Below are 24,745 nucleotides of genomic sequence, written 5' to 3' on the forward strand. Positions count from 1 at the left end.
CTATCCGGGCGGCGGGCTTCGGCCCAGGGGGCTCCTTTTGGAGCCCTTTTTAATGCTCGGAAATTGGCTGATCTACTGATCGTTCCCACGCTCTGCGTGGGAATGCCGCCCAGGACGCTCCGCGTCCCGATTTGAAGGTGTGACGCAGAGCGTCACTTGATGCATTCCCACGCAGAGCGTGGGAACGATCTATCACGATCTATCAGCGCAAAGCCGCGATGGCATCCACCGACTCGCGAATCAACGCAGGGCCTTTGTAGATAAAGCCGGAATAGAGCTGCACCAGGCTTGCGCCGGCGGCGATCTTCTCGGCTGCGTGCTTGCCTTCGGTGATGCCGCCGACGGCGATGATCGGCAAACGCCCCGCCAGCTCGGCCGCCAGCACCTTGACGATATGGGTACTCTGGTCCCGTACCGGGGCGCCCGACAGGCCGCCCGCTTCGTCACCATGCGCCAGCCCTTCAACGCCTACGCGGCTTAAGGTGGTGTTGGTAGCGATCACCGCATCCATGCCCGAATCCACCAGGGCCTGGGCAACCAGCACGGTCTCTTCATCGCTCATGTCCGGGGCAATCTTGATGGCCAACGGCACACGCTTGCCATGGCGCACGGCCAGGTCTTCCTGGCGCTGGCGCAAGGCTTCGAGCAATTGCTTGAGGGAATCGCCAAACTGCAGGCTGCGCAGGCCTGGCGTGTTGGGCGAACTGACGTTGACCGTGACGTAGCTGGCGTGGGCGTAGACCTTGTCCAGGCAGGTCAGGTAATCATCCACAGCGCGCTCGACCGGCGTGTCGAAGTTCTTGCCGATATTGATGCCGAGAATGCCTTTGTACTTCGCGGCTTGAACCCGCGACAGCAAGTTATCAACGCCCAGGTTGTTGAAGCCCATGCGGTTGATGATGGCCTCGGCTTCGGGCAAACGAAAGATACGTGGCTTCGGGTTGCCCGGCTGCGGACGGGGCGTCACGGTGCCGATCTCGACAAAGCCGAACCCCAGTTGCGCAAAGCCGTCGATGGCTGCGCCGTTCTTGTCCAGGCCGGCAGCCAGCCCGACCGGGTTGGGGAAATCGAGCCCCATCACCGACACCGGCATTTTTGCCGGCGCCTTGCATACCAGGCCATTGAGCCCCAGGCGACCACCGGCACCGATCAAGTCCAGGGACAGATCGTGGGAGGTTTCCGGGGAGAGTTTGAACAACAACTGGCGGGCCAGGGTATACATGGGCGGGCTAGACTCGGATGGCGGCGAAAGGTGGCGCGATTATAGCCGGGGTGGCACGCCGGGTGCGAGGCGTGCCGTCCATTCGTCACTGGCGTTGTGCAACCAACGCTTCGTACTGCGCCCAGATTTTTTCTGCATACCGCAGGCGCAATGCCTCGCGCCCAGGTGCCGGCCCGGCATTATAGGAACCCACGGCTGTCCAGTTGTAACCGAAGCGCTGGATGAAGTCGGCCAGGATCGAAGCGCCCACTTCGACCGATAAACATGGGTCGCTCAGCAACCGTTCTTCGGTAATCCCCTGCTTGGCCAGACGCGGCAAGTGTATGCTGTTGATTTGCATCAGGCCTATATCCCGCGAGCCATCACTATTGCTCTGGTTCATCGCGCCGCCGCGTGCGCCCGACTCCACGACAGCGATGGCCTGCAACAACTCCGGCTCGATGTCGTAGCGACGGGCAACGTCATCCCAGCAACTGGCCCAGGCCTGATGACTGCCCATCAGCAGGCTCAACAGCACCCCGTTGCCCAGGCGCCTAATCATGTTGCACCTGGCCACAGGCCGAACAGACGCGCTGCACACGCCCCGCCCCTGAGTGGTGCCGGACGGTGACGGCACAGGTAAAGCGATAACCCCTGCCGTATATGGTCTTGATAAAGCCCTTATCTTTCCTCAAGTGCTTGCGCAATTCGTAGATACAACGGGTGAGTGACTCCTCCGCGACTTCACCACGGGACCAGGCCTGCTCAAGTAAACGATCCTTGGTCATCAGCACACCATCGGATGCCAGCAGCAACCGCAGCACCTGCCACTCCTTGGGCGGCAGCTGAATATCCACACCCTCGCCCGTCAAACGGCCATCCGCATGCAAGGTCCACCCGGCAAAAAACCATGCGACCGTCAGCCCTTCATCCACGAGGGTCATATTCACCTCTGCACCTGACTACTGACATTGAATTCCTTGTTTCCAGAAACGGCCGATACGCCAACCTCGCGACTATAAAAAGCCGGCCTCGGAACAACGTTAGGAAAAAACCCATGTAATCGAGGTTTTCGGTGGGCATCGCGTAGGACTTTTCACCATCGCCGACGGCAACCGTTCTGGAATACGTCGATTGGCGCTCAAAGGGCTAAGGGGTTTCCGGGGCTTCACGGCTTTCACGCATGAATGCACGTTGCACACGCTCATATTGGCGTTGTGTCAGCGGTGGCGGCCCCACGGCACCGGCCAGCATGCGCGGTTCGGCCCCTACCGCACGGGCCTGGATCACAAACAGCCGAACGGCGGCCCGTCGGCTTTGACCCGCGTCGCCCTCACGTGGAAAACCACCCAGCCACAGACGCCTGCCTTGGGGCACCCGCACCACCGTGCTGATCCCTACTCGCCCTACAGCCCCGGCCGAGCCTGGCTCGAGCTTGCTGTCCAATTGACGGCCATCCTCAAGCGTCAGTTGCATTTCAATCTGATTGGCCGCCGCAAAGCGTGGTAGCACGCTGGCTTCGGTGCCATACCCCACGGGCTGCCACTCGCCACTGTCAGCGCCAGGCTTGGGCAGGTAAAAGGTATGGTTGTCGTGGAATACCGCCGGCACATTCTCCTGGGTAAGGATCACCGGGAACGCAGTGACCTTGGCTTTACGCCGACGCTCAAGCACACCGAGCTGAGCCATCAAACGATTGTCGTCCAAAGGTTCCAATACCCGCGTCACGGTGGCCCCGGTGCTGGCTTCCCGAGCGAACGCTGCCCCCATCCTGTCGAACTCGCTGCGGTCCACATCGACCTGCCAAAGCGCTACTTCAATCGGCCGCTTGGGCTTGTCCAGTTCCACCACCAGCTCCTCGATGGCCTTGACCTGGGCCGGCTTGCCCTTGATCAACAAGCTGTTGGAGTCCGGATAAGCCATCACCAAAAGGCTCTTGTCGGCCAGTAACCCCGGAGGACGCTGCGTGGCATCCTGCTGCTCGATGGCCAGCAGCTTTTCGATCATCGTGGCCATGCCCGGTACATTGACCTTGTCATCGCCCATGGCGTACTGACGGTCGGCCACGTGGGTGTTGAACACCTGGACCACACCGAAAGCCTGTTTGCCCACACGCACTTCGGTGCGTGGCCTGTCCATCAATTGGGCCAGGTGCAGCACCTGGTCGACATAATTAGGTGGCCCGGACACGTAGAACGTGCGCGCGCCGCTCTCTCTGAGTGGATAACGTGATTCATCCAGCCCCGAACGGCGCATGAACCCGCGCAACCTGTCGACCGGAATGTGCCGCAGCACCACCGCCGAGCTTTTCGCTTCGCCGGCGTCATACAGATAAAGCGCCTGCCCGTCGCTGTACCAGATCAGGCCCTGTTGCTCGGCCACTGTCGTCAGGGTTTGCTGCGCCGCTTCCAGATCGAAAGTGCCAGAAAGGCGTTTACGCGCCACTTCACGGCTGACAACCACAGGCAACCCCAAGGGCAACGACAACGCGGTGAAAAAGGTATGCAGGCTTTCATCCCGTGCCTGATAGCTTTCCCCCCAAGCGGGAACGTTGGCCCACAGCACGGCACAGCACAGCAGCCAGCGGCACAGGCGGGCGCTGCTCATCGGTAGTAGCTCATCAGGGTGGGTGAATCGATAGGCACCTTGGGTGTTCCTGGCAGTCGGGCGCAAAGAAGCGGCCATACTGAAAGGCACTCGAGTTTCAATCTTGATGGAAAGGTGACGGCAGGCTCCATCCGCCGCCCCGTGGCATGTGCCTTGCTACGGACTCTGCATCAGAGCCCGCGCCAACGTCGGAGCAGGCTTACAGACAAAGGCGTCGTTACCCGGCAATGGCTTGTACTGCCATGCGAAGGAGCGATGCTTTTTTTTTGACAGAAAAGGTAGGTGTTGATGAACGACTCGGTCGGCAACAGCCCGGTGAACACCCCACTGGCGTGGGTCAACGGCAGTGACGCCCCGGAAAAGAGCAGCCTGGACCTGGGTTTCATGGCACTCAGCGACTGCGCTTCATTGGTGGTCGCCGCCACCCAGGGGTTTGCCCAACCTTACGGGTTGACGCTGAACCTCAAGCGCCAATCCTCCTGGGCCAGCCTGCGCGACAAACTGGTCAGCGGTGAACTGGACGCCGCCCACAGCCTGTACGGGTTGATCTATGCCGTGCACTTGGGCATCGGCGGCGTAGCGCCCACCGATATGGCCGTGCTGATGGGGCTCAACCAGAACGGCCAGAGCATCAACCTGTCCCACGGCCTGCAACAGCAGGGCGTGACCACTCCTGAGGCACTCGACCGCCATGTGCACCAAAGCCGGACAAAGCTGACGTTCGCCCAGACATTTCCCACCGGCACCCACGCCATGTGGCTGTATTACTGGCTGGCGAGCCAAGGCATTCACCCTTTGCAAGACGTCGACAGTGTGGTGGTACCACCGCCGCAGATGATCGCGCACCTGCAAGCCGGGCGCATTGACGGTTTTTGTGTTGGGGAGCCCTGGTGCGCCAGCGCGGTCCAGCAAAACCAGGGGTTCACCCTGGCCACTACCCAGTCGATCTGGCCGAATCACCCAGAAAAAGTGCTCGGTTGCACCCAGGCGTTCGTCGATCAATACCCGAACACCGCCCGCGTACTGGTCATGGCGATCCTTGAGGCCAGCCGTTTCATCGAACAAAGCCAGGAAAACCGTCGCTCCACCGCACAACTGCTCAGCGCCCGTGAGTACCTTGATGCGCCGCTCGACTGCATCGAACCCCGCTTGCTCGGAAATTATGACGACGGCCTCGGCAACCAGTGGCAAGACCCGCACGCCCTGCGTTTTTTCGCCGATGGCGAGGTGAACCTGCCGTACCTCTGCGATGGCATGTGGTTCATGACCCAGTTTCGCCGCTGGGGCCTGCTGCGCGAAGACCCGGACTACCTGGGCGTGGCCCGCCAGGTGCAGCAACTGGACCTGTATCGCCAAGCCGCGGCTGCGGTTGGCGTCCCGGCCAATGCCCAAGACATGCGCAGCAGCCAGTTGATCGACGGCAAGATCTGGGACGGCTCCGACCCCGCCGCCTACGCCCGCAGCTTCCGCCTGCATGCCCTGGCGGACCTTACCAGCCGCCAGGCATTGCGCTGACAGGACCACGACTATGTTACGAATCCTGTTGATCAACGACACCCCGCGCAAGGTCGGGCGCCTCAAAGCCGCCTTGACCGAAGCCGGTTTCGAGGTGATCGATGAGTCCGGCTTGACCATCGACTTGCCGGCGCGCGTCGAAACGGTGCGCCCGGACGTGATCCTGATCGATACCGAGTCACCTGGCCGCGATGTGATGGAGCAAGTGGTGCTGGTCAGCCGCGACCAGCCGCGCCCCATCGTGATGTTCACCGATGAGCACGACCCCAATGTGATGCGCCAGGCGATCAAGTCCGGGGTCAGCGCCTACATCGTCGAAGGCATTCAGGCCCAGCGCCTGCAGCCGATTCTCGACGTGGCCATGGCCCGCTTTGAAAGCGACCAGGCCTTGCGCGCCCAGCTCCAGGCCCGTGACCAACAGTTGGCCGAGCGCAAGCGCATCGAGTTGGCCAAGGGCATGCTGATGAAAATGAAGCACTGCAATGAGGAAGAGGCCTACACCCTGATGCGCCGCCAGGCCATGAGCCGCCAGCAGAAACTGATCCAGGTGGCCGAGCAGATCATCGCCATGAGTGAGCTGCTCGGCTGAACTGGCGCAGCTCTTGCTAAGCATTCATTACAGGTAGCCAACGGCGGTTGCCCCTTCTACGACAAAGACGTCGCCCATCCGGTTTGCACTCGCGAACTCGATGGCGGCGTTTTTTTTCGTTTTGGCCCCGGCGATTGGGGCCAACAGGCCTTCTGACAAGACCCCCAACCGTTGAGGTGCGTGATGAAATCAAGCTTCTGGAAATCCGGGCACACCCCGACCCTGTTTGCCGCGTTCCTGTATTTCGACCTGAGCTTCATGGTCTGGTACCTGCTGGGGCCACTGGCGGTGCAGATTGCCGCCGACCTGCACCTGACCACCCAGCAACGCGGCCTGGTGGTGGCCACGCCAATCCTGGCAGGCGCGGTGCTGCGCTTTTTGATGGGCATGCTGGCCGACAAGCTGTCACCCAAGACCGCCGGGCTGATCGGCCAGGTGATTGTGATTGCCGCGCTGTTCGGCGCCTGGAAACTCGGCATCCATAGCTACGAACAAGCCCTGTTGCTGGGTGCGTTCCTGGGCATGGCCGGTGCTTCCTTTGCCGTTGCGCTGCCCTTGGCCTCCCAGTGGTACCCCGCCGAGCACCAGGGCAAAGCCATGGGTATCGCCGGCGCCGGCAACTCCGGCACCGTGTTTGCCGCATTGCTGGCGCCGGTGCTGGCCGCCGCATTTGGCTGGAGCAATGTGTTCGGCTTCGCGCTGATCCCATTGGTGCTGACACTGATCGTGTTCGCCTGGTTGGCGCGCAATGCGCCCGAACGCCCGAAAGCCAAATCCATGGCCGACTACTTCAAGGCCCTGGGCGACCGCGACAGCTGGTGGTTCATGTTCTTTTACAGTGTGACGTTCGGCGGCTTTATCGGCCTGGCCAGCGCCCTGCCCGGCTACTTCAACGATCAATACGGCCTGAGCCCGGTGACCGCCGGTTACTACACCGCCGCCTGTGTATTTGGAGGCAGCCTGATGCGCCCCTTGGGCGGCGCGCTGGCCGATCGTTTCGGCGGCATTCGCACCCTGCTCGGCATGTACGGCGTGGCCGCGATCTGCATCGCCGCCGTGGGTTTCAACCTGCCCAGTTCCTACGCCGCACTGGCGCTTTTCGTCTGCACCATGCTCGGCCTTGGCGCAGGGAATGGCGCGGTGTTCCAACTGGTGCCCCAGCGTTTTCGCCGCGAGATCGGCGTGATGACCGGCCTGATCGGCATGGCGGGCGGCATCGGCGGCTTTGCCCTGGCGGCAGGCATGGGCGCAATCAAACAAAGCACCGGCAGTTATCAGCTGGCCTTGTGGTTGTTTGCCAGCCTGGGCGTGTTGGCCTGGTTCGGCCTGCACGGCGTCAAGCGTCGCTGGAGAACGACGTGGGGCTCGGCCGCCGTGACTGCCGCACGCGTCTGATGAGCCTGCAACTGAGCGTCGCCCAGGCCAGCGCCATCGGCCCGCGCGCACAAAACCAGGACGCTCTGCGGGTGGTCACGCCCATGCCGGAACTGGCCGCGAGCAAGGGTTACCTGTGCGCCATCGCCGATGGTGTCAGCCAATGCGCCGACGGTGGCCTGGCCGCCCGTTCGACCTTGCAGGCGCTGGCCCTGGACTACTACGCCACACCGCAAACCTGGGGCGTGGCCCAGGCCCTGGAGCGTTTATTGCTGGCGCAGAACCGCTGGCTGCAGGCCAACGGTGGGGGCCAGCCGCTGCTGACCACCCTCAGCGCCCTGGTATTTCGTGGCCAACGCTTCACCCTGGCGCATGTCGGTGATTGCCGGGTGTATCGCTGGCTGGACGGCGAGTTGCAGCGCATCACGCAAGACCATGTGTGGGAGCAACCGGGCATGCAGCATGTGCTCAAGCGCGCCCTCGGCCTGGATCAACACCTGGTGCTGGACTTTCTCGACGGTGAACTGCGCGAAGGCGAGTGCTTCCTGCTGCTCAGCGATGGCGTGTGGGCCACGTTGGGCGACCACAGCATCAGCGCGATCCTGCGCGAACAAACCGATCTCGACGCCGCGGTGAACACGCTCGTGAATGCCGCGCACCTGGCCGCCAGCCAGGACAATGCCAGCGCGCTGCTGGTGCGTATCGACCAGCTCGGCGCCGCGACCCTGGGCGATGCGCTCGTGCAGTTGCAGCAATGGCCGCTGCCACCGCCCCTGAAGGCCGGGCAACGCTTTGAAGGCTGGCAGGTTGAAAGCCTGCTGGCGCAAAGCCGACAGTCATTGCTGTACCGCGTGCGCGATGCCCAGCAGCAAGCCTGGCTGTTGAAAACCTTGCCGCTCAACCGCGACGATGACAACGACGCCGGCCAAGCCTTGCTGTCGGAAGAATGGTTTCTGCGCCGAGTAGCCGGCCGCGCATTTCCTGAAGTGCATGCAGCCAGTGGGCGTCAGCATTTGTACTACGTGATGCGTGAATATTCGGGGCAGACCCTCGCCCAACTGTTCCAGCAACAAGGCCCGCTGCCCCTGGCGCAATGGCAGTCCATTGCCGAGCGTTTGCTGCGCGCAGTGGGCCTGCTGCATCGACGGCAGATCCTGCACCGCGACATCAAACCGGAAAACCTGCTGCTGGGCGATGATGGCGAGTTGCGTGTGCTGGATTTCGGCCTGGCTTACTGCCCGGGGCTTTCCGAGGACCGCGCCCATTTGCTGCCCGGCACCCCGAGTTTTATCGCGCCCGAAGCCTTCAGTGGCGAACGTCCTACGCCGCAACAGGATTTATACAGTGTCGGCGTCACGCTCTATTACCTGCTGACCGGGCATTACCCCTACGGAGAAATCGAAGCTTTCCAACGGCCACGTTTCACCCAGCCCGTCAGCGCCAGTCGTTACCGCCCCGATTTACCGGAGTGGTTGCCGTTGAGCCTGGACCGCGCTGTGGCCGCGCAGCCCGCAGAGCGTTATGAAACCGCCGAGGAATGGTTGCTGGTGCTGGAACTGGCCGACCGCCGTGAATTGAGCGTACGCCCCAAACCCTTGCTGGAGCGCGAGCCGCTCAAGGTCTGGCAAACCCTGGCAACCGTCTCGCTGCTGGTCAATCTGGTGCTGCTGTACTGGCTGCTGCACCACTAGGGGGCGATTTGCCACACAGTATCGATGGCAATCCCAATAAAGCGGGCGCCTGGCGACTTGGCACAACCGCTGCATTAGCTTCATCAACAACTCACATATAGCCGCCCCTTCAACGTCGAAGGATCGAGCTTCCCGAGAGAACGGGACCGGACAAAGGTGTCCTCGCCAGGTAACTGGTGGGGGCGCCTTTTTTGTTTGCGCACGATTTGTCGAGCCATTGCGGAGAACGACATGAAAAAACTCAAATTGGTGATGATCGGCAACGGCATGGCCGGGGTTCGCACCCTTGAAGAATTGCTCAAGCTGAGCAGCGACCTGTACGACATCACGGTGTTCGGCGCCGAGCCCCACACCAACTACAACCGCATCCTGCTGTCACCGGTGCTGGCCGGCGAGCAGACCTTCGAAGAGATCGTGCTCAACGACCTCGACTGGTACCTGGACAACCACATCAAGCTGTTGCTCAACCGCAAAGTGGTGCAGATCGACCGCGTAAGACGCATCGTCATCGCCGAGGACGGCAGTGAGGCCGAGTACGACCGCCTGTTGATTGCCACCGGCTCGACGCCTTTTATCCTGCCAATCCCCGGCAATACCTTGCAGGGTGTGATCGGCTACCGCGACATCGCCGACACCCAGGCCATGATCGACACCGCCAAAACCCACAAGCACGCGGTGGTCATCGGCGGTGGCCTGCTCGGCCTGGAAGCCGCCAACGGCCTGATGTTGCGCGGCATGCACGTGACCGTGGTGCACATCGGCGAATGGCTGCTGGAGCGCCAGCTGGACAAGACCAGCGGCCAGTTGCTGCAAACCGAACTGGAAAGCCGTGGCCTGGTGTTTCGCCTGTGCGAGCAAACCCAGGCCCTGCACGACGCCGGCAACGGTCGTGTCGGCTCGGTGCAGTTCAAGAATGGCGACATCATCCCCGCCGACTTGGTGGTGATGGCCGCCGGCATCCGCCCCAACACCGAACTGGCAGAGAAATCCGGCATCCCCTGCAACCGTGGGATTCTGGTCAATGACACTCTGCAAACCTACGACCCGCGCATCTATGCCATCGGCGAGTGCGCCAGCCACCGTGGGATCGCCTACGGCCTGGTGGCGCCCCTGTTCGAACAGGCCAAGGTCTGCGCCAATCACCTGGCCCAACTGGGCTTTGCCACTTACAAAGGCTCGGTGACCTCGACCAAGCTGAAGGTCACCGGCATCGACCTGTTTTCCGCCGGGGATTTCATGGGTGGCGAAGGCACTGAGACCATCACCCTCTCTGACCCGATTGGCGGCGTGTACAAGAAGCTGGTGATCAAGGACGACATCCTGGTCGGCGCGTGCCTGTACGGCGATACCGCCGACGGTGGTTGGTATTTCCGCCAGATCCGTGAGAACCACGCGATTGGCGAGATCCGTGATCACCTGATGTTCGGTGAGAACGCGCTGGGCGATGTGGGCCATCAAGGCCAGGACAAAGCCATGAGCATGGCCGACAACGCCGAAGTCTGCGGCTGCAACGGCGTGTGCAAAGGCACCATCGTCAAGGCGATCCAGGAACACGGATTGTTCAGTGTCGATGACGTCAAAAAACACACCAAGGCCGCCAGCTCCTGCGGCTCCTGCGCGGGGTTGGTGGAGCAGATTTTGATTAACACCGTGGGCGGCGCCGCCGACGTCAAACCCAAAAGCGAAAAAGCCATCTGCGGCTGCAGCGACCTCAACCACGGGCAAATTCGCCAGGCGATCCGCGACCAGCACCTGCTGACCATCGCCGGCACCATGAGCTACCTGAACTGGCGCACCCCCAACGGTTGCGCCACCTGCCGCCCGGCCCTGAACTATTACCTGATCTCCACCTGGCCCGGCGAGGCCAAGGACGACCCGCAATCGCGCCTGATCAACGAACGCGCCCACGCCAATATTCAGAAAGACGGCACCTACTCCGTAGTCCCACGGATGTGGGGCGGTGTGACCAATCCGTCGGAGCTGCGGCGCATTGCCGACGTGGCCGACAAGTACAACGTGCCAATGGTCAAGGTCACCGGCGGCCAGCGTATCGACCTGCTGGGCATCAAGAAACAGGATTTGCCCGGTGTGTGGAAGGACCTCGACATGCCCTCCGGCCACGCTTACGGCAAATCCATCCGCACCGTGAAGACCTGCGTGGGCAGCGAGTTCTGCCGCTTCGGCACGCAGAACTCCACACAGTTGGGCATCGAGCTGGAGCACGACCTGTTCAACATGTGGTCGCCGCACAAGGTCAAGCTGGCGGTGTCCGGTTGCCCACGCAACTGCTCGGAAGCGGGTATCAAGGACGTCGGCATAATCGGCGTCGACTCCGGCTGGGAGATGTACATCGGCGGCAACGGCGGGATCAAGACTGAAGTCGCGGAGTTCTTCGTCAAGCTCAAAACCGCCGAGGAAGTGCGCGAATACAACGGCGCGTTCCTGCAGCTGTATCGCGAAGAGGCTTTCTACCTGGAGCGCACCGTGCATTACCTGCAACGGGTAGGCATGGAGCACATCAAGAAAGCTGTTCTGGAAGACCCGGCCCGGCGTCAGGCCCTCAACGAGCGCCTGCAATTCTCGCTGTCATTCGAACAAGACCCGTGGAAAGAACGCCTGGAACAGCCGCTGCTGAAAAAGGAATTCGAAGTCATCCCCGTCAAGCAGTTGGAGGTGTCGGTATGAACTGGCTGGATATCTGCGCCCTCGATGAGATCAACGCCCTGGGCTCGCGCATCATCAATGGGCCAAAAGGCGATATTGCGATTTTTCGTACCAGTGACGATGAAGTTTTCGCACTCGATGACCGCTGCCCACACAAAGGCGGGCCGCTGTCCCAAGGCTTGATCTACGGCAAACGCGTGGCCTGCCCGCTGCACAACTGGCAGATCGACCTGGCGTCGGGCGAAGCCCAGGCGCCGGACATCGGCTGCGCCCATCATCACCCCGCCCGTGTGGAAAACGGCCGGGTGATGCTGGCCCTGCGGGACGCCGGTTGATGAGCCGCCAGACCACTGCGTCCACCTGCTGTTACTGCGGGGTGGGTTGCGGCGTGCTGATCGAGCATGACGGCACGCAGATCCTGGGTGTGCAAGGCGACCCGAGCCACCCGGCTAACTTCGGCAAGTTGTGCAGCAAGGGTTCCAGCCTGCACTTGACCGGCGACCTGGCGGCCCGCGCCTTGTACCCGGAACTGCGCCTGGGCAAAGGCCTGGCCCGTGCCCGCACCGACTGGGACAGCGCCCTGGACCACGCGGCCAACGTGTTCGCCGACACCCTTGCCGAACATGGGCCGGACAGCGTGGCGTTTTACATCTCCGGCCAGTTGCTGACCGAGGACTACTACAGCTTCAACAAGCTGGCCCGCGCACTGGTGGGCACCAACAATATCGATAGCAATTCGCGGCTGTGCATGTCTTCGGCGGTGGTCGGCTACAAACGCAGCCTGGGTGCGGATGCGCCGCCGTGCAGCTATGAGGACCTGGAATCGAGTGACTGCGTGATGATCGTCGGCAGCAACATGGCCTACGCCCATCCGGTCCTGTTCCGACGCCTTGAGGAAGCCAAGGCACGGCGCCCGCAAATGAAAGTGCTGGTGATTGACCCACGGCGCACGGATACCTGCGATTTGGCCGACTTGCACCTGGCGATCCTGCCGGGCACCGATGTGGCGCTGTTCCATGGGATCTTGCACCTGTTGCTGTGGGAAGACTGGATCGACCGCGACTTTATCCAGGCGCATACCGATGGGTTGCTCGAATTGAAGCGACTGGTGCATGACTACACGCCGCAGATGGTCACGCAGTTGTGCGGCATCAGCGTTGAGCAGTTGCGTCTGTGTGCAGAGTGGGTCGGCACCTCCAGCAGTTTTCTCTCGCTGTGGTGCATGGGGCTTAACCAATCCACCGCCGGCAGTGCCAAAAACAGTGCGCTGATCAACCTGCACCTGGCCACCGGCACTATTGGTCGGCCGGGTTGCGGGCCGTTTTCCCTGACCGGCCAACCGAATGCCATGGGCGGGCGCGAAACCGGCAGTTTGTCGAACCTGCTGCCGGGGCATCGCGAGGCGGCCAACCCTGAGCACAGGGCCGAAGTCGCGGCTTATTGGGGCGTCGAAACGTTGCCAGCGTCTACCGGGCTGACGGCTATCGAACTGTTCGAACAGATCCAGGCCGGCAAGATCAAGGCCGTGTGGATTGCCTGCACCAACCCCGCGCAATCATTGCCGGACCAGAACAGCGTGCGTGCGGCATTAGCGGCCTGCCCATTCGTGGTATTGCAGGAGGCTTTTCGCACGACCGAAACCGCCGCCTACGCCGACCTGCTGTTACCCGCCGCCAGTTGGGGCGAGAAAGAAGGCACGGTGACCAATTCCGAACGGCGGATTTCCCACGTACGACGCGCCGTCGCCCCACCTGGGGAAGCACGGCCGGACTGGGCGATTACCGTGGATTTCGCACAGCGCCTGGAGCAACACTTGCGTCCGGGGTTGCCGAGCTTGTTCGCCTTCGAGCAACCGGCGCAGATCTTTGATGAATACAAGGTGCTGACCCGCCACCGCGACCTCGACTTGTCGGGTATCAGCCATGCCCTGCTCGACCGGCTCGGCCCGCAGCAATGGCCATTTCCAGAGGGCGCACACGCCGGCACGCCGCGCCTGTACACCGAGGGTGTGTTCCCGACAGACAGCGGTCGCGCGCACTTTATCGCCGACCCTTACCGCGCCGCCAAAGAACAACGTGATGCGCGCTTCCCATTGACCCTGATCACCGGGCGCCTGCGCGATCAATGGCACGGCATGAGCCGCACCGGCACGGCCGCGCAATTGTTCGGCCATGTCAATGAAGCCTTGCTGAGCCTGCACCCGGATGAGCTGCGTCGGCATCGTTTCAAAGAGGGCGACCTGATCAGCCTGAAAAGCCGTCGCGGCAGTGTGATTGTCGCCGTCAGCAGTGATGACAGCGTGCGCCCAGGTCAGGCGTTCCTGCCCATGCATTGGGGTGATCGTTTTCTCAAGGGCGGTGTTAATGCCCTTACCCAGCCGGCGTTCGACCCCTTGTCGAAACAGCCCGAACTCAAACACAGCGGCGTGCGCCTGGAGGCCGTGCAACTACCGTGGCAGTTGTTCGCGTTGATCGAAGGAAATGTACAGCAACACTTTGACGCCCTCCGCCCGCTGTGTGAGGGCTTTGCCTACGTCAGCTTGAGCCTGGCCGGGCGTGAACGGCCGGCTCTTCTGGTGCGCGCAGCCCATACCGAAGCGCCCGATTTGCAACTGTTAACCCGTATCGACGAACTGTTGGGCCTCAATGACGGCCCGGTCATGGCCTATGACGATCCGCGCCGCTCGATTGGCAAGCGGGTAAAAATCGAAAAAGGCCGCATTACCGCGCTGCGCCTGGCCGGCGAAACCCTGGCGCGGCATTGGCTGCAGAGTTTGTGGCTGGAAGGCCGTGCCGACGATCAACTTCGGCGCTGGTTACTTGCGCCGCTCAGTGCACCACCGGGAGGCGCAGCGGCCAGCAGCAAAATTGTGTGCAACTGCAAGAACGTCAGTGAAAGCGCGGTATGTGCCGGTATTGGCCGTGGCCTGGACCTGGCCGGGCTTAAACAGGAACTGGGGTGCGGCACGCAATGCGGCTCCTGCGTTCCGGAAATCAAACGTCTTTTGGCCAGCACGTCGCTGCCAATCGCAATCAGTGTGTGAGGGGATAAACATGAGCGCAAAAGTCTGGCTGGTAGGCGCAGGCCCCGGTGATCCGGAGCTGTTAACCCTCAAAGCGGTACGCGCCCTGCACGCGGCCGATGTGGTGCTGATCGATGACTTGGTCAACGCTAGGGTGCTGGAACACTGCCCGGACGCCCGGGTAGTCACCGTGGGCAAGCGCGGCGGCTGCCGTTCGACACCCCAGGATTTTATCCAGCGCCTGATGTTGCGCTATGCGCGCCAAGGCAAATGCGTGGTGCGGCTCAAAGGCGGCGACCCGTGTATTTTCGGCCGGGGTGGCGAAGAAGCGCTGTGGTTGCGAGAACACGGGATAGAGGTGGAATTGGTCAACGGGATTACCGCGGGCCTGGCGGGTGCAACGAACTGCGATATTCCCCTGACGCTGCGCGGGGTCAGTCGCGGCGTCACGCTGGTCACCGCGCATACCCAGGACGACAGCAGCCTGAACTGGCGCGCCTTGGCCGAGGGCGGGACGACATTGGTGGTGTATATGGGCGTGGCGAAGCTGGAGGAGATTCGTCAGCAATTGCTGGAGGGTGGCATGGCAGCGGATATGCCAGTGGCGATGATCGAGAACGCCTCATTGCCTCAGCAGCGCGAATGGCGCAGCACTCTGGCGCACATGCACACCGATGCACAGGTATTTGCTCTGAAAAGCCCGGCGATCCTGGTGATCGGCAGTGTTGCTGGCGCAGAGCAAGCCGCCTGCATTGCGGTGTCAGCGAGCGCCTGAGGCAAATTTCAGGCAAAAAAAAGCCCGGCCTAAGCCGGGCTTTTTCTACTACTCAGTAATTACTGAGCAGCTTGAGCTTCAACCGACGCTTCTACGCGACGGTTAACAGCGCGACCAGCTTCAGTTGCGTTATCAGCAACTGGGCGGGATTCGCCGTAACCTACCGCGGTGATGCGGCTAGGAGCAACGCCGTCTTTAACCAGGACTTGCTTAACAGCGTCAGCACGACGCTGGGACAGCTTCTGGTTGTAAGCGTCTGGACCGATGGAGTCAGTGTGACCAGCAACTTCTACGTTGGTAGCTGGGTACTGAGCCATGAAGTCGGCCAGGTTTTTCACGTCGCCGTAGCTGTTAGGCTTAACAACCGACTTGTCGAAGTCGAACTTAACGTCCAGCTCAACACGAACAACCTGAGCAACTGGAGCTTCTGGCTCTGGAGTTGGCTCTGGAGCTGGTGCTGGGGTAGGAGCTGGAGCGACTGCGCCAGCGTTGCCGCCGAAGTTCACACCCAGGCCAACCAGTGCGGAGTAGTCCCACTTGCCGTTGTCGATGCCGTAGTCAGCTTCAACGCCAGCACGAGCGAACAGGTTGTTGGTGAAGTAGTACTTCACGCCAGCGCCAGCGATTGCCAGAGTGGTCTGGTCACGACCTTTGTGGCCATCAGCTTCAACGTTGGTACGGCTCTGGTGACCGAAACCACCTTCTACGTATGGACGCAGGGAATCAACACCAGCCTGACCGAAGTGGTACTGAGCAGTTACGCTGCCAGTGTCACCTTTGATCTTCTGGGAACCAGTACCGTCGTTCGAACGGGTGTGGTTGGTGGTGTCGTAGTTCAGGTTGATCGACACGTCGTCGGTCAAGAAGTAACCGATGCTAGCGCCAGGGTTGAAGCCGTCTTCGATGTGCTTGACGCTATCGTTGAACTGCTTCTTGTAGAACAGCTGGCCTTCAACTGCGCCTTGGCCTTGTGCCAGAGCGCCGAAAGAAGTGGCAGCAATAAGAGAACCAATGGCAAAGCCCAAGGTGTTTTTCAGTTTCATCCGTTAAATCCCCATCTGGTGATTGTAAAGCAGTCCCACAAACCGGGGGACAACTCGGCGACAAGTCTAACAGAACTTGCCTACACGTAAGAGATATTTGCCACGCACTAAGTTTCAGTCTCGCCCGCAAATTTCTCACGTAATTTATCAAGAGCACGCTTGTAACGCATTTTTGTAGCACTCAAACCCATGTGCATGATGTCAGCAATTTCCTGAAACTCCAGCTCTGCGACAAATCGTAGCACCAAAATTTCCCGGTCAATCGGATTCACATGCACCAACCAGCGATCAAGTCCGGCCTTTTCCTCGGGTACCGGCGCCTTTTCTTCAGACGCTTCCTCAAGGGGGTCCAGACTCAAAGCGTCCATCAAGCGACGCTTTCGCCGTTCCTTACGATACTGCGTGATGCACTCGTTGTACGTGATGCTATAGAGCCATGTCTTGAACTTCGATTTTCCCTCAAAGTTCTTCAGGCCGTATAGCACCTTGAGCATCACTTCCTGACAGACATCATCCGCGTCTCTATCGTTCCCCAAATACCTTGAACAAACGTTGAACAGAGTGCGTTGATATCTGCGCATCAATTCTTCGTACGCGCGTGTTACGTGAAACAGCTCCGTGTGCGAGCGCGCGACCAACTCCTCATCAGAGAGCTCACGGGGGTCATAGCGCGTGGACAGCGTTTGGGCTTTATTCAAAACAAGTCGTGCCGACAGTCAGGTCAATGTCCGCTACAGCCCGGTCACCCGGGTTTGCGGCGGCGTACATTAGCAGGATTTGCCGGGTTAGCGGCTACTGACCTGCTGCTCGAGGAGAATCCGATTGGACAGCGATACCAGCTCACCGTCATCGGTCAGCACCGTCGTCTTGACCGTGCCGATCTCCTCGATTTGCCCTTCAACCTCGCCCACACGCACCTGTTGCCCAACCTGATACAGCTCACGCACATAGATTCCCGCAAGAATCTGACCGGCAATTTCCCGGCTTCCCAAACCCATGGCCAGTGCAACGGCCAGACCAACGGTAATCAAAACAATTACAATCACGTGGTTGAGCAGGTCGGTTTTGACCTCCAACTGGCTGATCGCGACGGAAATACTGATGATGATCACCAGTCCCTGGGCGATTCGCCCCAGGCCCGCAGCATAGTCCAGCCCCACGCCTTCAGCGGCCCCGCGCACCAGCCCGTTGGCCAGTTGCGCCAGCAAAACACCTACCAGCAACACCAGCGCGCCGCCGAAAACCTTCGGCAAATACAGCGCCAGCATGTCGAGCGTAGCTGAAACTCGCTCAAGTCCAAGGGATTGAGCCGCAGAAACCAGAAAAATAAGCAGAACAAACCAATAAACGATCTTCCCGATGAGGGTGGAGATCGGCACCTGCAACCCGGCGCGGCCCAGCAGCTTAGTCAGGCCGGTGCCTGCCATCAAGCGGTCCAGCCCCAATTTTGCGAGCAACTTGGACAGCAGGGTATCGAGCAACTTGGCCACGACAAAGCCCAGCAACACCAAAACCAGAGCACCAAACAGGTTGGGAATGAAATTCGCCACCTTGGTCCACAATGCGGTCATCGCGGTGACCAGGCTCTGGGTCCAGAGATCAAGTTCCATATTCAATCAGCCTTATCAGCAGTGCGAGCAAGAGGTTTACGACGCGAAACCGGCGATACGTGGGCCGAACCATTGTTCAGGGCCATCATCAACGCCGGCAACCAACGACCCAGCAGCCCGAACAGGTCACCCGCCCCTACCTGACGATTGGCGGTTTTCAACACGCGGCCCAGGCAGGCATCGTCATCACGGTTGGATGGCGAAGCATTGAGCATGTCACGCAAAGACTGTTCGAACGGATCGTGCATAAAGACCTCTCGCAAGTGAGTTAAAAGACGAGGGTTAAATTCTTGGGGTCACATATGCCCCTGCTTGTGTTCAGGTCATATTCAGGTCAAACCCAGCGCAATCGTCGAAATAACCACCATTGTCCGAGCGCTACCGAGACCATCAACAAGCAGGCAATCACGAATCCATAGGGGCTGGCGGAGAACGGAATCCCGCCCACATTTATGCCCAGCAAACCGGTCAGAAAACTCATCGGCAGGAAGATCCCGGTGATGATCCCGAAGCGGTACATCGTGCGATTCATGCGCACGCTCAAGCGCCGGTCTTCGGCCTCAAGCACCAGCCCCACGCGCTCCCGGGTCAGTTCGAGCTCTTCCAGGTAACGGGTCAGGCTGTTGTTCAACTCGTTCCAGTAGTCAGCATCGTCGTCACAGAACCACGGCAATTTGATCCGCGTCAGCTGGGCAAAAATATCCCGCTGCGGCGCCAGGAAACGCTTCAGTCCGGCAGCCCGTCGGCGGATCTGCAACACGTTGCCGTGCTCCGGCGTATACCGTTCGTCGGCATCGAGTTTTTCTTCCTCTAAATCGACGACTTCGGACAGGTCGGTGACCAGATCCTGCACTTTATTGGTCAGGTACTGCGCCATATAAAGGATGAGTTCAGAGGCGGTTTTTGGCCCTTTGCCCTCCGCCAGTTGCACCAGCAGCTCGTCGGTAGCCCGCAATGGGCGCAAGCGCAGGGAAATCACGCGGCTGGCGGCCGCGAAAATACGCACCGAGACCATGTCTTCCGGCTCGGCGCCCGGGTTGAGGTTGACCCCACGCAGAAACAGCAGCAATTCGCTGTCCGGCAGCGGCAAGAGGCGCGGGCGGGTGTTCTCCTCCAGCAACAGGTCGCAGGCGAATTCGCTCAGACCGCTGGATTTACGCAACCAGGTCTGGGTCTGTGGATGGCTGCGATCCCAATGCAGCCACAGGCTTTCCTGGGGCTGCAGCTGTAAATCGTCGAGCTCAGTCCGGGCAATCGAACGCGCACCGCCTTTACCGTCCAGCACCAGGGCATGCACCAGCCCCCACTGCGCGTTTTCTTCCTCGAACATCCTCACCCCTTTCGGCTACTGCGGTTTATTCAGGCATTTTCAGCGGGCTTGGCGAAACGATCACGCCATTATTGTCGGCGTAGATGTATTCGCCAGGGCGGAAGGTCACGCCGGCAAACGTCACTACCACGTTCAGGTCGCCAATGCCGCGCTTGTCGGTCTTCATCGGGTGCGGTGCCAACGCCTGCACACCCAGGTCAGTCTGGGCGAGGACATCGACATCACGCACGCAACCGTAGATCACCAACCCTTCCCAGCCATTTTTTGCAGCTTTCTCGGCGATCATGTCGCCCAGCAGCGCGCGACGCAGGGAGCCGCCGCCGTCCACTACCAGCACCTTGCCGGCGCCTGGTTGGTCGGCTTGTTCCTTGACCAGCGAGTTGTCTTCGAAGCACTTGATGGTGACGATTTCACCGCCAAAGGAGTCTCGGCCACCGAAATTACTGAACATCGGCTCAACTACCTGCACCAGCTCAGGGTAGGCGTCGCAAAGATCGGGCGTCACGTAATGGATCATCGGGAAACTCCTGTCATCAAGGAAGAGGTCGAACATCCCACGGTGTACATCAGAAAAACGCGTCACAACGGTTGAACTTTAAGTGCGCTCTCGTCAGTCGCGGCCATGATCAGACTCACATCGTCGCAACGCAATAGCCACTGCACGACTGAATATGACCAGAAACGTTTGCCGCGTCATATCTTAGCCGCAACCTCGCGCGAGTGAAACGCCCCTGGCAGAGCGGCTGCGTCAAACCATGGCGATGACCTGCGGCTCTGCCGCGAATAAAGGTGTCAGTGGTTCTTTCAACCACTGCGCCACCAACGGCCACACTTCAACCTGCGCGGCCTTGCTGACCAGCATCTCGACATGTCCGAAATCCCCGCTGAAGCCTTGCTTGCGCCCCAGGCACAGGTATTGGCGATGCTCAGAGCCCACTTGTTCGAATAATTTGCGACAGGCCCAGTCCGGGTCCTGTTGATCGCCGGCAGCGCTGACCGCCAGCAGCGGCACGTCGACATCGGCCAGGCCTTTCCACCAGTCCTGGTTGCCATCGCCAAAACGACCGAACAGGCCATTCCAGCGCATCGCTTCGATCATCACGCCCGCCGGCTCGTCCTCGGGGCCGCGTTTGAGCCGTACGCCGGATACTTCACCAAAACGTTTCAAGAGCAACCGGCCGGTCCACTCCAGCGGCGGAATCTTCAACGGCCAGTGGGTGCGGCTGACCTGGCAACCGAACAGCGCCACCGACGCCACAGCTGGCGCGCCAAGGTGCTGACCGCCCAGGGCCGCTGCCAAGGCGGTGCCGCCCAGGGAGTGGCCGACCCAGTGCGGGATTTGTGCGCTCTGCTCACGGACAAATGCGCCGATCGCCGGCAAATCGTAACGCGCGTAATCGGCGACGCGATTTCTGGCGTAGTCCTGATTGCGCTTGGACAGGCCATGGCCGCGCATTTCCGGGATCCATACATCAAATCCCTGACGCGCCAGGTAAGCGCCCAAGCCGATACCTTTGGGCGAATACCAGAAGCGCCGATTGGAAAAACTGCCGTGCAATAAAATAACCGGCGTGCCCCGGTTTTCCGGGGCATCCGCCAAACCCAAACGGGTCACAGCCAGCTCGACGGTGCCGTCGGGGCTGTTACCGGGTTTGAGGCGGTACACATCTTCACTCAGGTCGCCACGACGTTCAGCACTGATCAAGGCGACGGGAAATAGGTTGCTGCTGCTTTGCATAATGCTCTTGCACAAAAAAGGGCGGCGTCCGGATGGAGTTCCGCCCTGTACAGATAAGAATGCCGGTCACCCAGGCTGGGGGACCGGCACTTTTGACGTCACGACCTTAGGCGGACGCTTGGCCTTCCGCCAGGAAGAACCAGGTTTCCAGCACGGAGTCGGGGTTCAAGGAAACGCTTTCGATACCCTGTTCCATCAGCCATTTGGCCAGGTCCGGGTGGTCGGAAGGGCCTTGGCCGCAGATGCCGATGTACTTGCCGGCCTTGTTACAGGCCTGGATAGCGTTGGCCAGCAGCTTCTTGACCGCAGGGTTACGCTCATCAAACAGGTGCGCGATGATCCCCGAGTCACGGTCCAGGCCCAGGGTCAGCTGAGTCAGGTCGTTGGAGCCGATGGAGAAGCCGTCGAAGAACTCCAGGAACTCTTCGGCCAGGATGGCGTTGGACGGCAGTTCGCACATCATGATCACGCGCAGGCCGTTTTCGCCGCGGGACAAGCCGTTTTCAGCCAGCAGGTCGACGACCTGGCTCGCTTCGCCCAGGGTGCGTACAAACGGCACCATGATCTCGACGTTGGTCAGGCCCATCTCGTTGCGCACGCGCTTGAGGGCACGGCATTCCAGCTCGAAGCAGTCGCGGAAGGCTTCGCTGATGTAACGCGAAGCGCCACGGAAGCCCAGCATCGGGTTTTCTTCTTCGGGCTCGTAGAGCTTGCCGCCGATCAGGTTGGCGTACTCGTTGGACTTGAAGTCCGAAAGGCGCACGATGACCTTTTTCGGGTAGAACGCCGCCGCCAGGGTGCTGATGCCTTCCACCAGCTTCTCGACGTAGAAACCCACTGGGTCGTTGTAGCCGGCGATGCGTTTGTCGACGCTTTCCTTGATCTCCAGCGGCAGGCCGTCGTAGTTCAGCAGGGCCTTGGGGTGCACGCCGATCATGCGGTTGATGATGAACTCGAGGCGGGCCAGGCCCACACCGGCGTTCGGCAACTGTGCGAAATCGAAGGCGCGGTCGGGGTTACCGACGTTCATCATGATCTTGAACGGCAGGTCCGGCATGGCATCGATGGAGTTTTGCTTGATGTCGAAGCCCAGTTCACCTTCAAAGATGAAGCCGGTGTCGCCTTCAGCGCAGGACACCGTCACACCCTGACCGTCTTTCAACAGTTGGGTGGCGTTGCCGCAACCCACAACTGCAGGAATCCCCAACTCACGGGCAATAATCGCCGCGTGGCAGGTACGCCCACCACGGTTGGTGACGATGGCGCTGGCGCGTTTCATCACCGGTTCCCAGTCCGGGTCGGTCATGTCGGAGACCAGCACGTCGCCGGGCTGGACTTTGTCCATTTCGGACACGTCCTTGATGATCCGCACCTTGCCGGCGCCGATGCGCTGGCCGATGGCGCGGCCTTCCACCAGCACGGTACCGGTTTCTTTCAACAGGTAGCGTTCCATCACGTTGGCCGAAGTGCGGCTCTTCACGGTTTCCGGGCGCGCTTGCACGATGTACAGCTTGCCGTCGTCACCGTCCTTGGCCCACTCGATGTCCATCGGGCACTTGTAGTGCTTTTCGATGATCATCGCTTGTTTGGCCAGTTCGCTGACTTCTGCGTCGGTCAGGCAGAAACGCGCGCGTTCGGCCTTGTCGACTTCAACGGTTTTCACCGAGCGACCGGCCTTGGCCTCGTCGCCGTAGATCATCTTGATGGCCTTGCTGCCCAGGTTGCGGCGCAGGATGGCCGGGCGGCCGGCCTCAAGGGTGTGTTTGTGGACGTAGAACTCGTCCGGGTTGACCGCGCCTTGTACGACGGTTTCGCCCAGGCCGTAGGCGCCGGTGATAAACACCACGTCACGGAAACCGGATTCGGTGTCCAGGGTGAACATCACGCCGGCGGTGCCGGTTTCCGAACGCACCATGCGCTGTACACCGGCAGACAGGGCCACCAGCTTGTGGTCGAAACCCTGGTGTACGCGGTAGGAAATAGCGCGATCGTTGAACAGCGAGGCAAACACTTCCTTGGCTGCGCGGATCACGTTTTCAACGCCGCGGATGTTCAGGAAGGTTTCCTGCTGGCCCGCAAAGGAGGCGTCCGGCAAGTCTTCGGCGGTGGCCGAGGAGCGCACGGCAACCGCCATGTCCGGGTTGCCGGCCGACAGTGCCGCAAAGGCGGTACGGATTTCTTCGTTGAGCTTTTCGGGGAACTCGGCGTCCATGATCCATTGGCGGATCTGGCTGCCGGTTTTCGCCAGGGCGTTGACGTCATCGACGTCCAGGGCATCCAGCGCGGCGTGGATCTGGGCGTTGAGGCCGCTCAGCTCGAGGAAATCGCGGTAAGCCTGGGCCGTGGTGGCGAAACCACCGGGCACCGAGACTCCAGCGCCTGCAAGATTACTGATCATCTCGCCGAGGGATGCGTTCTTGCCCCCCACATGCTCTACATCATGGACGCCGAGCTTATCGAGGGAAACTACGTACTCTACCAAGGTGATCTCTCCACTTTCTGTGTTGGAAAAGCTCAGGACGCCGGCGGCTCAGTAGGAGCAAACGCCAGCGCTTGTGGCCTGGACCTGGAAAATAAGTGAGAATGCGGCCCACTGCGGGACGGCAAAATCGCGCCTATCATATCCAAGATTCGCCATCAGCTTAAGGCCCAGGGCTCAAATGAAACGATCTGCTTTCTTTATTTCCGACGGCACCGGCATTACAGCCGAAACATTGGGCCAGAGCCTGCTCGCGCAGTTCGAAAACATTACCTTCGCCAAATTCACGCGGCCGTATATAGACAGCGTGGATAAAGCGCGGGCCATGGTACAACAAATCAATCTGGCGGCCGAAAAAGACGGTTTTCGCCCGATCATTTTCGACACCATCGTCAACCAGGACATTCGTGAGATCCTGGCAACCTCCAATGGTTTCATGATCGACATCTTCTCTACGTTCCTGGCGCCATTGGAACAGGAGCTGAGTGAACATTCCTCCTATTCCGTGGGCAAGTCCCATTCCATTGGCCATAACTCCAACTACATGGAGCGTATCGAGGCGGTGAACTTCGCCCTCGACAACGATGACGGCGCTCGCACCCACTACTATGACAAGGCCGACCTGATCCTGGTGGGCGTGTCTCGCTGCGGCAAGACCCCGACCTGCCTGTACATGGCCATGCAGTTCGGTATCCGCGCGGCCAACTACCCGCTCACCGAAGACGACATGGAGCACCTGACGCTGCCCGCCGCCCTGCGTGCGCATTCGCACAAGCTGTTCGGCCTGACCATCGACCCGGACCGTCTCACCGCCATCCGCAACGAGCGCAAGCCCAACAGCCGCTACTCCAGCTATGCCCAGTGCGAGTTCGAAGTGCGCGAAGTGGAAAATTTGTTCCGTCGCGAGAATATTGCGCACATCAATTCCACGCATTTTTCGGTGGAAGAGATTTCGGCGAAGATTTTGGTGGAGAAAGGTGTGGAGCGCCGCTTCAAATAGTGGGTGCCTGCACGGGCGCCATCGCAGGCAAGCCAGCTCCCACAAGGGAATGCATTCCAAATGGGGGAGATTCTGGTGGAGAAAGGTGTGGAGTGCTGATTCGAGGA

21 protein-coding genes are annotated in these 24,745 nt (G+C 60.5%); 9 read left to right on the forward strand and 12 right to left on the reverse strand.

Annotated elements, in window-relative coordinates; translation table 11 throughout:
- Nucleotides 1-202 precede the first annotated feature (202 nt).
- From ASE80_RS26615 to sctC, 4 genes are all read right to left on the reverse strand, one after another.
- On the reverse strand, nucleotides 203-1,222 hold the full coding sequence (locus ASE80_RS26615; protein WP_017134772.1) for a quinone-dependent dihydroorotate dehydrogenase: 1,020 nt from the start codon (nucleotides 1,220-1,222) through the stop codon (nucleotides 203-205).
- 85 nt (nucleotides 1,223-1,307) lie between these two features.
- Complete coding sequence (locus tag ASE80_RS26620) at nucleotides 1,308-1,763, reverse strand: transglycosylase SLT domain-containing protein (protein WP_056861555.1); 456 nt, start codon at nucleotides 1,761-1,763, stop codon at nucleotides 1,308-1,310.
- Nucleotides 1,756-2,145, reverse strand: a complete 390-nt coding sequence (locus ASE80_RS26625) for a winged helix-turn-helix domain-containing protein (RefSeq protein WP_056861556.1) — start codon at nucleotides 2,143-2,145, stop codon at nucleotides 1,756-1,758. The genes ASE80_RS26620 and ASE80_RS26625 overlap by 8 nt, the downstream gene beginning before the upstream one ends.
- 205 nt (nucleotides 2,146-2,350) lie before the next feature.
- On the reverse strand, nucleotides 2,351-3,808 hold the full coding sequence (gene sctC / locus ASE80_RS26630) for a type III secretion system outer membrane ring subunit SctC (RefSeq protein WP_056861557.1): 1,458 nt from the start codon (nucleotides 3,806-3,808) through the stop codon (nucleotides 2,351-2,353).
- 288 nt (nucleotides 3,809-4,096) lie between these two features.
- Here sctC and ASE80_RS26635 point away from each other — a divergent pair, with 288 nt between their 5' ends.
- From ASE80_RS26635 to cobA, 8 genes are all read left to right on the forward strand, one after another.
- Nucleotides 4,097-5,323, forward strand: a complete 1,227-nt coding sequence (locus tag ASE80_RS26635; protein ID WP_056861558.1) for a CmpA/NrtA family ABC transporter substrate-binding protein — start codon at nucleotides 4,097-4,099, stop codon at nucleotides 5,321-5,323.
- Between the two features lie 13 nt (nucleotides 5,324-5,336).
- The gene (locus ASE80_RS26640; RefSeq protein WP_053257467.1) at nucleotides 5,337-5,912 is read left to right on the forward strand and encodes an ANTAR domain-containing response regulator; all 576 of its coding nucleotides are present in this window, start codon (nucleotides 5,337-5,339) and stop codon (nucleotides 5,910-5,912) included.
- 183 nt (nucleotides 5,913-6,095) lie between these two features.
- The gene (locus tag ASE80_RS26645) at nucleotides 6,096-7,307 is read left to right on the forward strand and encodes a nitrate/nitrite transporter (protein ID WP_056861559.1); all 1,212 of its coding nucleotides are present in this window, start codon (nucleotides 6,096-6,098) and stop codon (nucleotides 7,305-7,307) included.
- Nucleotides 7,307-8,977 (forward strand): bifunctional protein-serine/threonine kinase/phosphatase, encoded by a 1,671-nt coding sequence (locus ASE80_RS26650; protein ID WP_056861560.1) that lies wholly within the window; start codon nucleotides 7,307-7,309, stop codon nucleotides 8,975-8,977. The genes ASE80_RS26645 and ASE80_RS26650 overlap by 1 nt, the downstream gene beginning before the upstream one ends.
- Before the next feature lie 231 nt (nucleotides 8,978-9,208).
- Nucleotides 9,209-11,662 (forward strand): nitrite reductase large subunit NirB, encoded by a 2,454-nt coding sequence (nirB, locus tag ASE80_RS26655; protein ID WP_056861561.1) that lies wholly within the window; start codon nucleotides 9,209-9,211, stop codon nucleotides 11,660-11,662.
- Entirely contained in the window at nucleotides 11,659-11,976 is a 318-nt protein-coding gene (gene nirD / locus ASE80_RS26660) for a nitrite reductase small subunit NirD (protein WP_017134764.1), read from the forward strand. The genes nirB and nirD overlap by 4 nt, the downstream gene beginning before the upstream one ends.
- Nucleotides 11,976-14,684, forward strand: coding sequence for a nitrate reductase (locus ASE80_RS26665; RefSeq protein ID WP_056861562.1), 2,709 nt, complete (start codon nucleotides 11,976-11,978; stop codon nucleotides 14,682-14,684). Before nirD ends, ASE80_RS26665 begins: the two co-directional genes overlap by 1 nt.
- A 10-nt stretch (nucleotides 14,685-14,694) precedes the next feature.
- Complete coding sequence (gene cobA, locus ASE80_RS26670; protein WP_056861563.1) at nucleotides 14,695-15,438, forward strand: uroporphyrinogen-III C-methyltransferase; 744 nt, start codon at nucleotides 14,695-14,697, stop codon at nucleotides 15,436-15,438.
- A gap of 59 nt (nucleotides 15,439-15,497) precedes the next feature.
- Here cobA and ASE80_RS26675 read toward each other — a convergent pair whose 3' ends face one another.
- The 8 genes from ASE80_RS26675 to ppsA form a co-directional block, all read right to left on the reverse strand.
- The gene (locus ASE80_RS26675; RefSeq protein WP_056861564.1) at nucleotides 15,498-16,481 is read right to left on the reverse strand and encodes an OmpA family protein; all 984 of its coding nucleotides are present in this window, start codon (nucleotides 16,479-16,481) and stop codon (nucleotides 15,498-15,500) included.
- A 107-nt stretch (nucleotides 16,482-16,588) separates the two neighbouring features.
- Nucleotides 16,589-17,179: an RNA polymerase sigma factor SigX gene (gene sigX / locus ASE80_RS26680; RefSeq protein ID WP_017134760.1), complete on the reverse strand. Its 591-nt coding sequence runs from the start codon at nucleotides 17,177-17,179 to the stop codon at nucleotides 16,589-16,591.
- An 87-nt stretch (nucleotides 17,180-17,266) separates the two neighbouring features.
- Nucleotides 17,267-18,091: a mechanosensitive ion channel family protein gene (locus tag ASE80_RS26685; RefSeq protein WP_003193288.1), complete on the reverse strand. Its 825-nt coding sequence runs from the start codon at nucleotides 18,089-18,091 to the stop codon at nucleotides 17,267-17,269.
- Between the two features lie 2 nt (nucleotides 18,092-18,093).
- Nucleotides 18,094-18,339 (reverse strand): hypothetical protein, encoded by a 246-nt coding sequence (locus tag ASE80_RS26690; protein ID WP_005790375.1) that lies wholly within the window; start codon nucleotides 18,337-18,339, stop codon nucleotides 18,094-18,096.
- A gap of 86 nt (nucleotides 18,340-18,425) precedes the next feature.
- The gene (locus ASE80_RS26695) at nucleotides 18,426-19,421 is read right to left on the reverse strand and encodes a zinc transporter ZntB (RefSeq protein WP_017134759.1); all 996 of its coding nucleotides are present in this window, start codon (nucleotides 19,419-19,421) and stop codon (nucleotides 18,426-18,428) included.
- A gap of 25 nt (nucleotides 19,422-19,446) precedes the next feature.
- The gene (rraA, locus tag ASE80_RS26700) at nucleotides 19,447-19,935 is read right to left on the reverse strand and encodes a ribonuclease E activity regulator RraA (RefSeq protein WP_170875840.1); all 489 of its coding nucleotides are present in this window, start codon (nucleotides 19,933-19,935) and stop codon (nucleotides 19,447-19,449) included.
- Nucleotides 19,936-20,169: 234 nt separating this feature from the next.
- Nucleotides 20,170-21,159, reverse strand: a complete 990-nt coding sequence (locus ASE80_RS26705; protein ID WP_056861566.1) for an alpha/beta fold hydrolase — start codon at nucleotides 21,157-21,159, stop codon at nucleotides 20,170-20,172.
- Between the two features lie 106 nt (nucleotides 21,160-21,265).
- Nucleotides 21,266-23,641, reverse strand: coding sequence for a phosphoenolpyruvate synthase (gene ppsA / locus ASE80_RS26710; RefSeq protein ID WP_056861567.1), 2,376 nt, complete (start codon nucleotides 23,639-23,641; stop codon nucleotides 21,266-21,268).
- Between the two features lie 178 nt (nucleotides 23,642-23,819).
- Here ppsA and ppsR point away from each other — a divergent pair, with 178 nt between their 5' ends.
- Nucleotides 23,820-24,638 carry a posphoenolpyruvate synthetase regulatory kinase/phosphorylase PpsR gene (gene ppsR, locus ASE80_RS26715; RefSeq protein WP_003193298.1) on the forward strand — a complete coding sequence of 273 codons (819 nt, stop codon included), beginning with the start codon at nucleotides 23,820-23,822 and terminating at the stop codon, nucleotides 24,636-24,638.
- Nucleotides 24,639-24,745: the final 107 nt, after the last annotated feature.

It is taken from the genome of Pseudomonas sp. Leaf15, from assembly GCF_001421425.1.
Classification (GTDB): Bacteria; Pseudomonadota; Gammaproteobacteria; order Pseudomonadales; family Pseudomonadaceae; genus Aquipseudomonas; species Aquipseudomonas salomonii.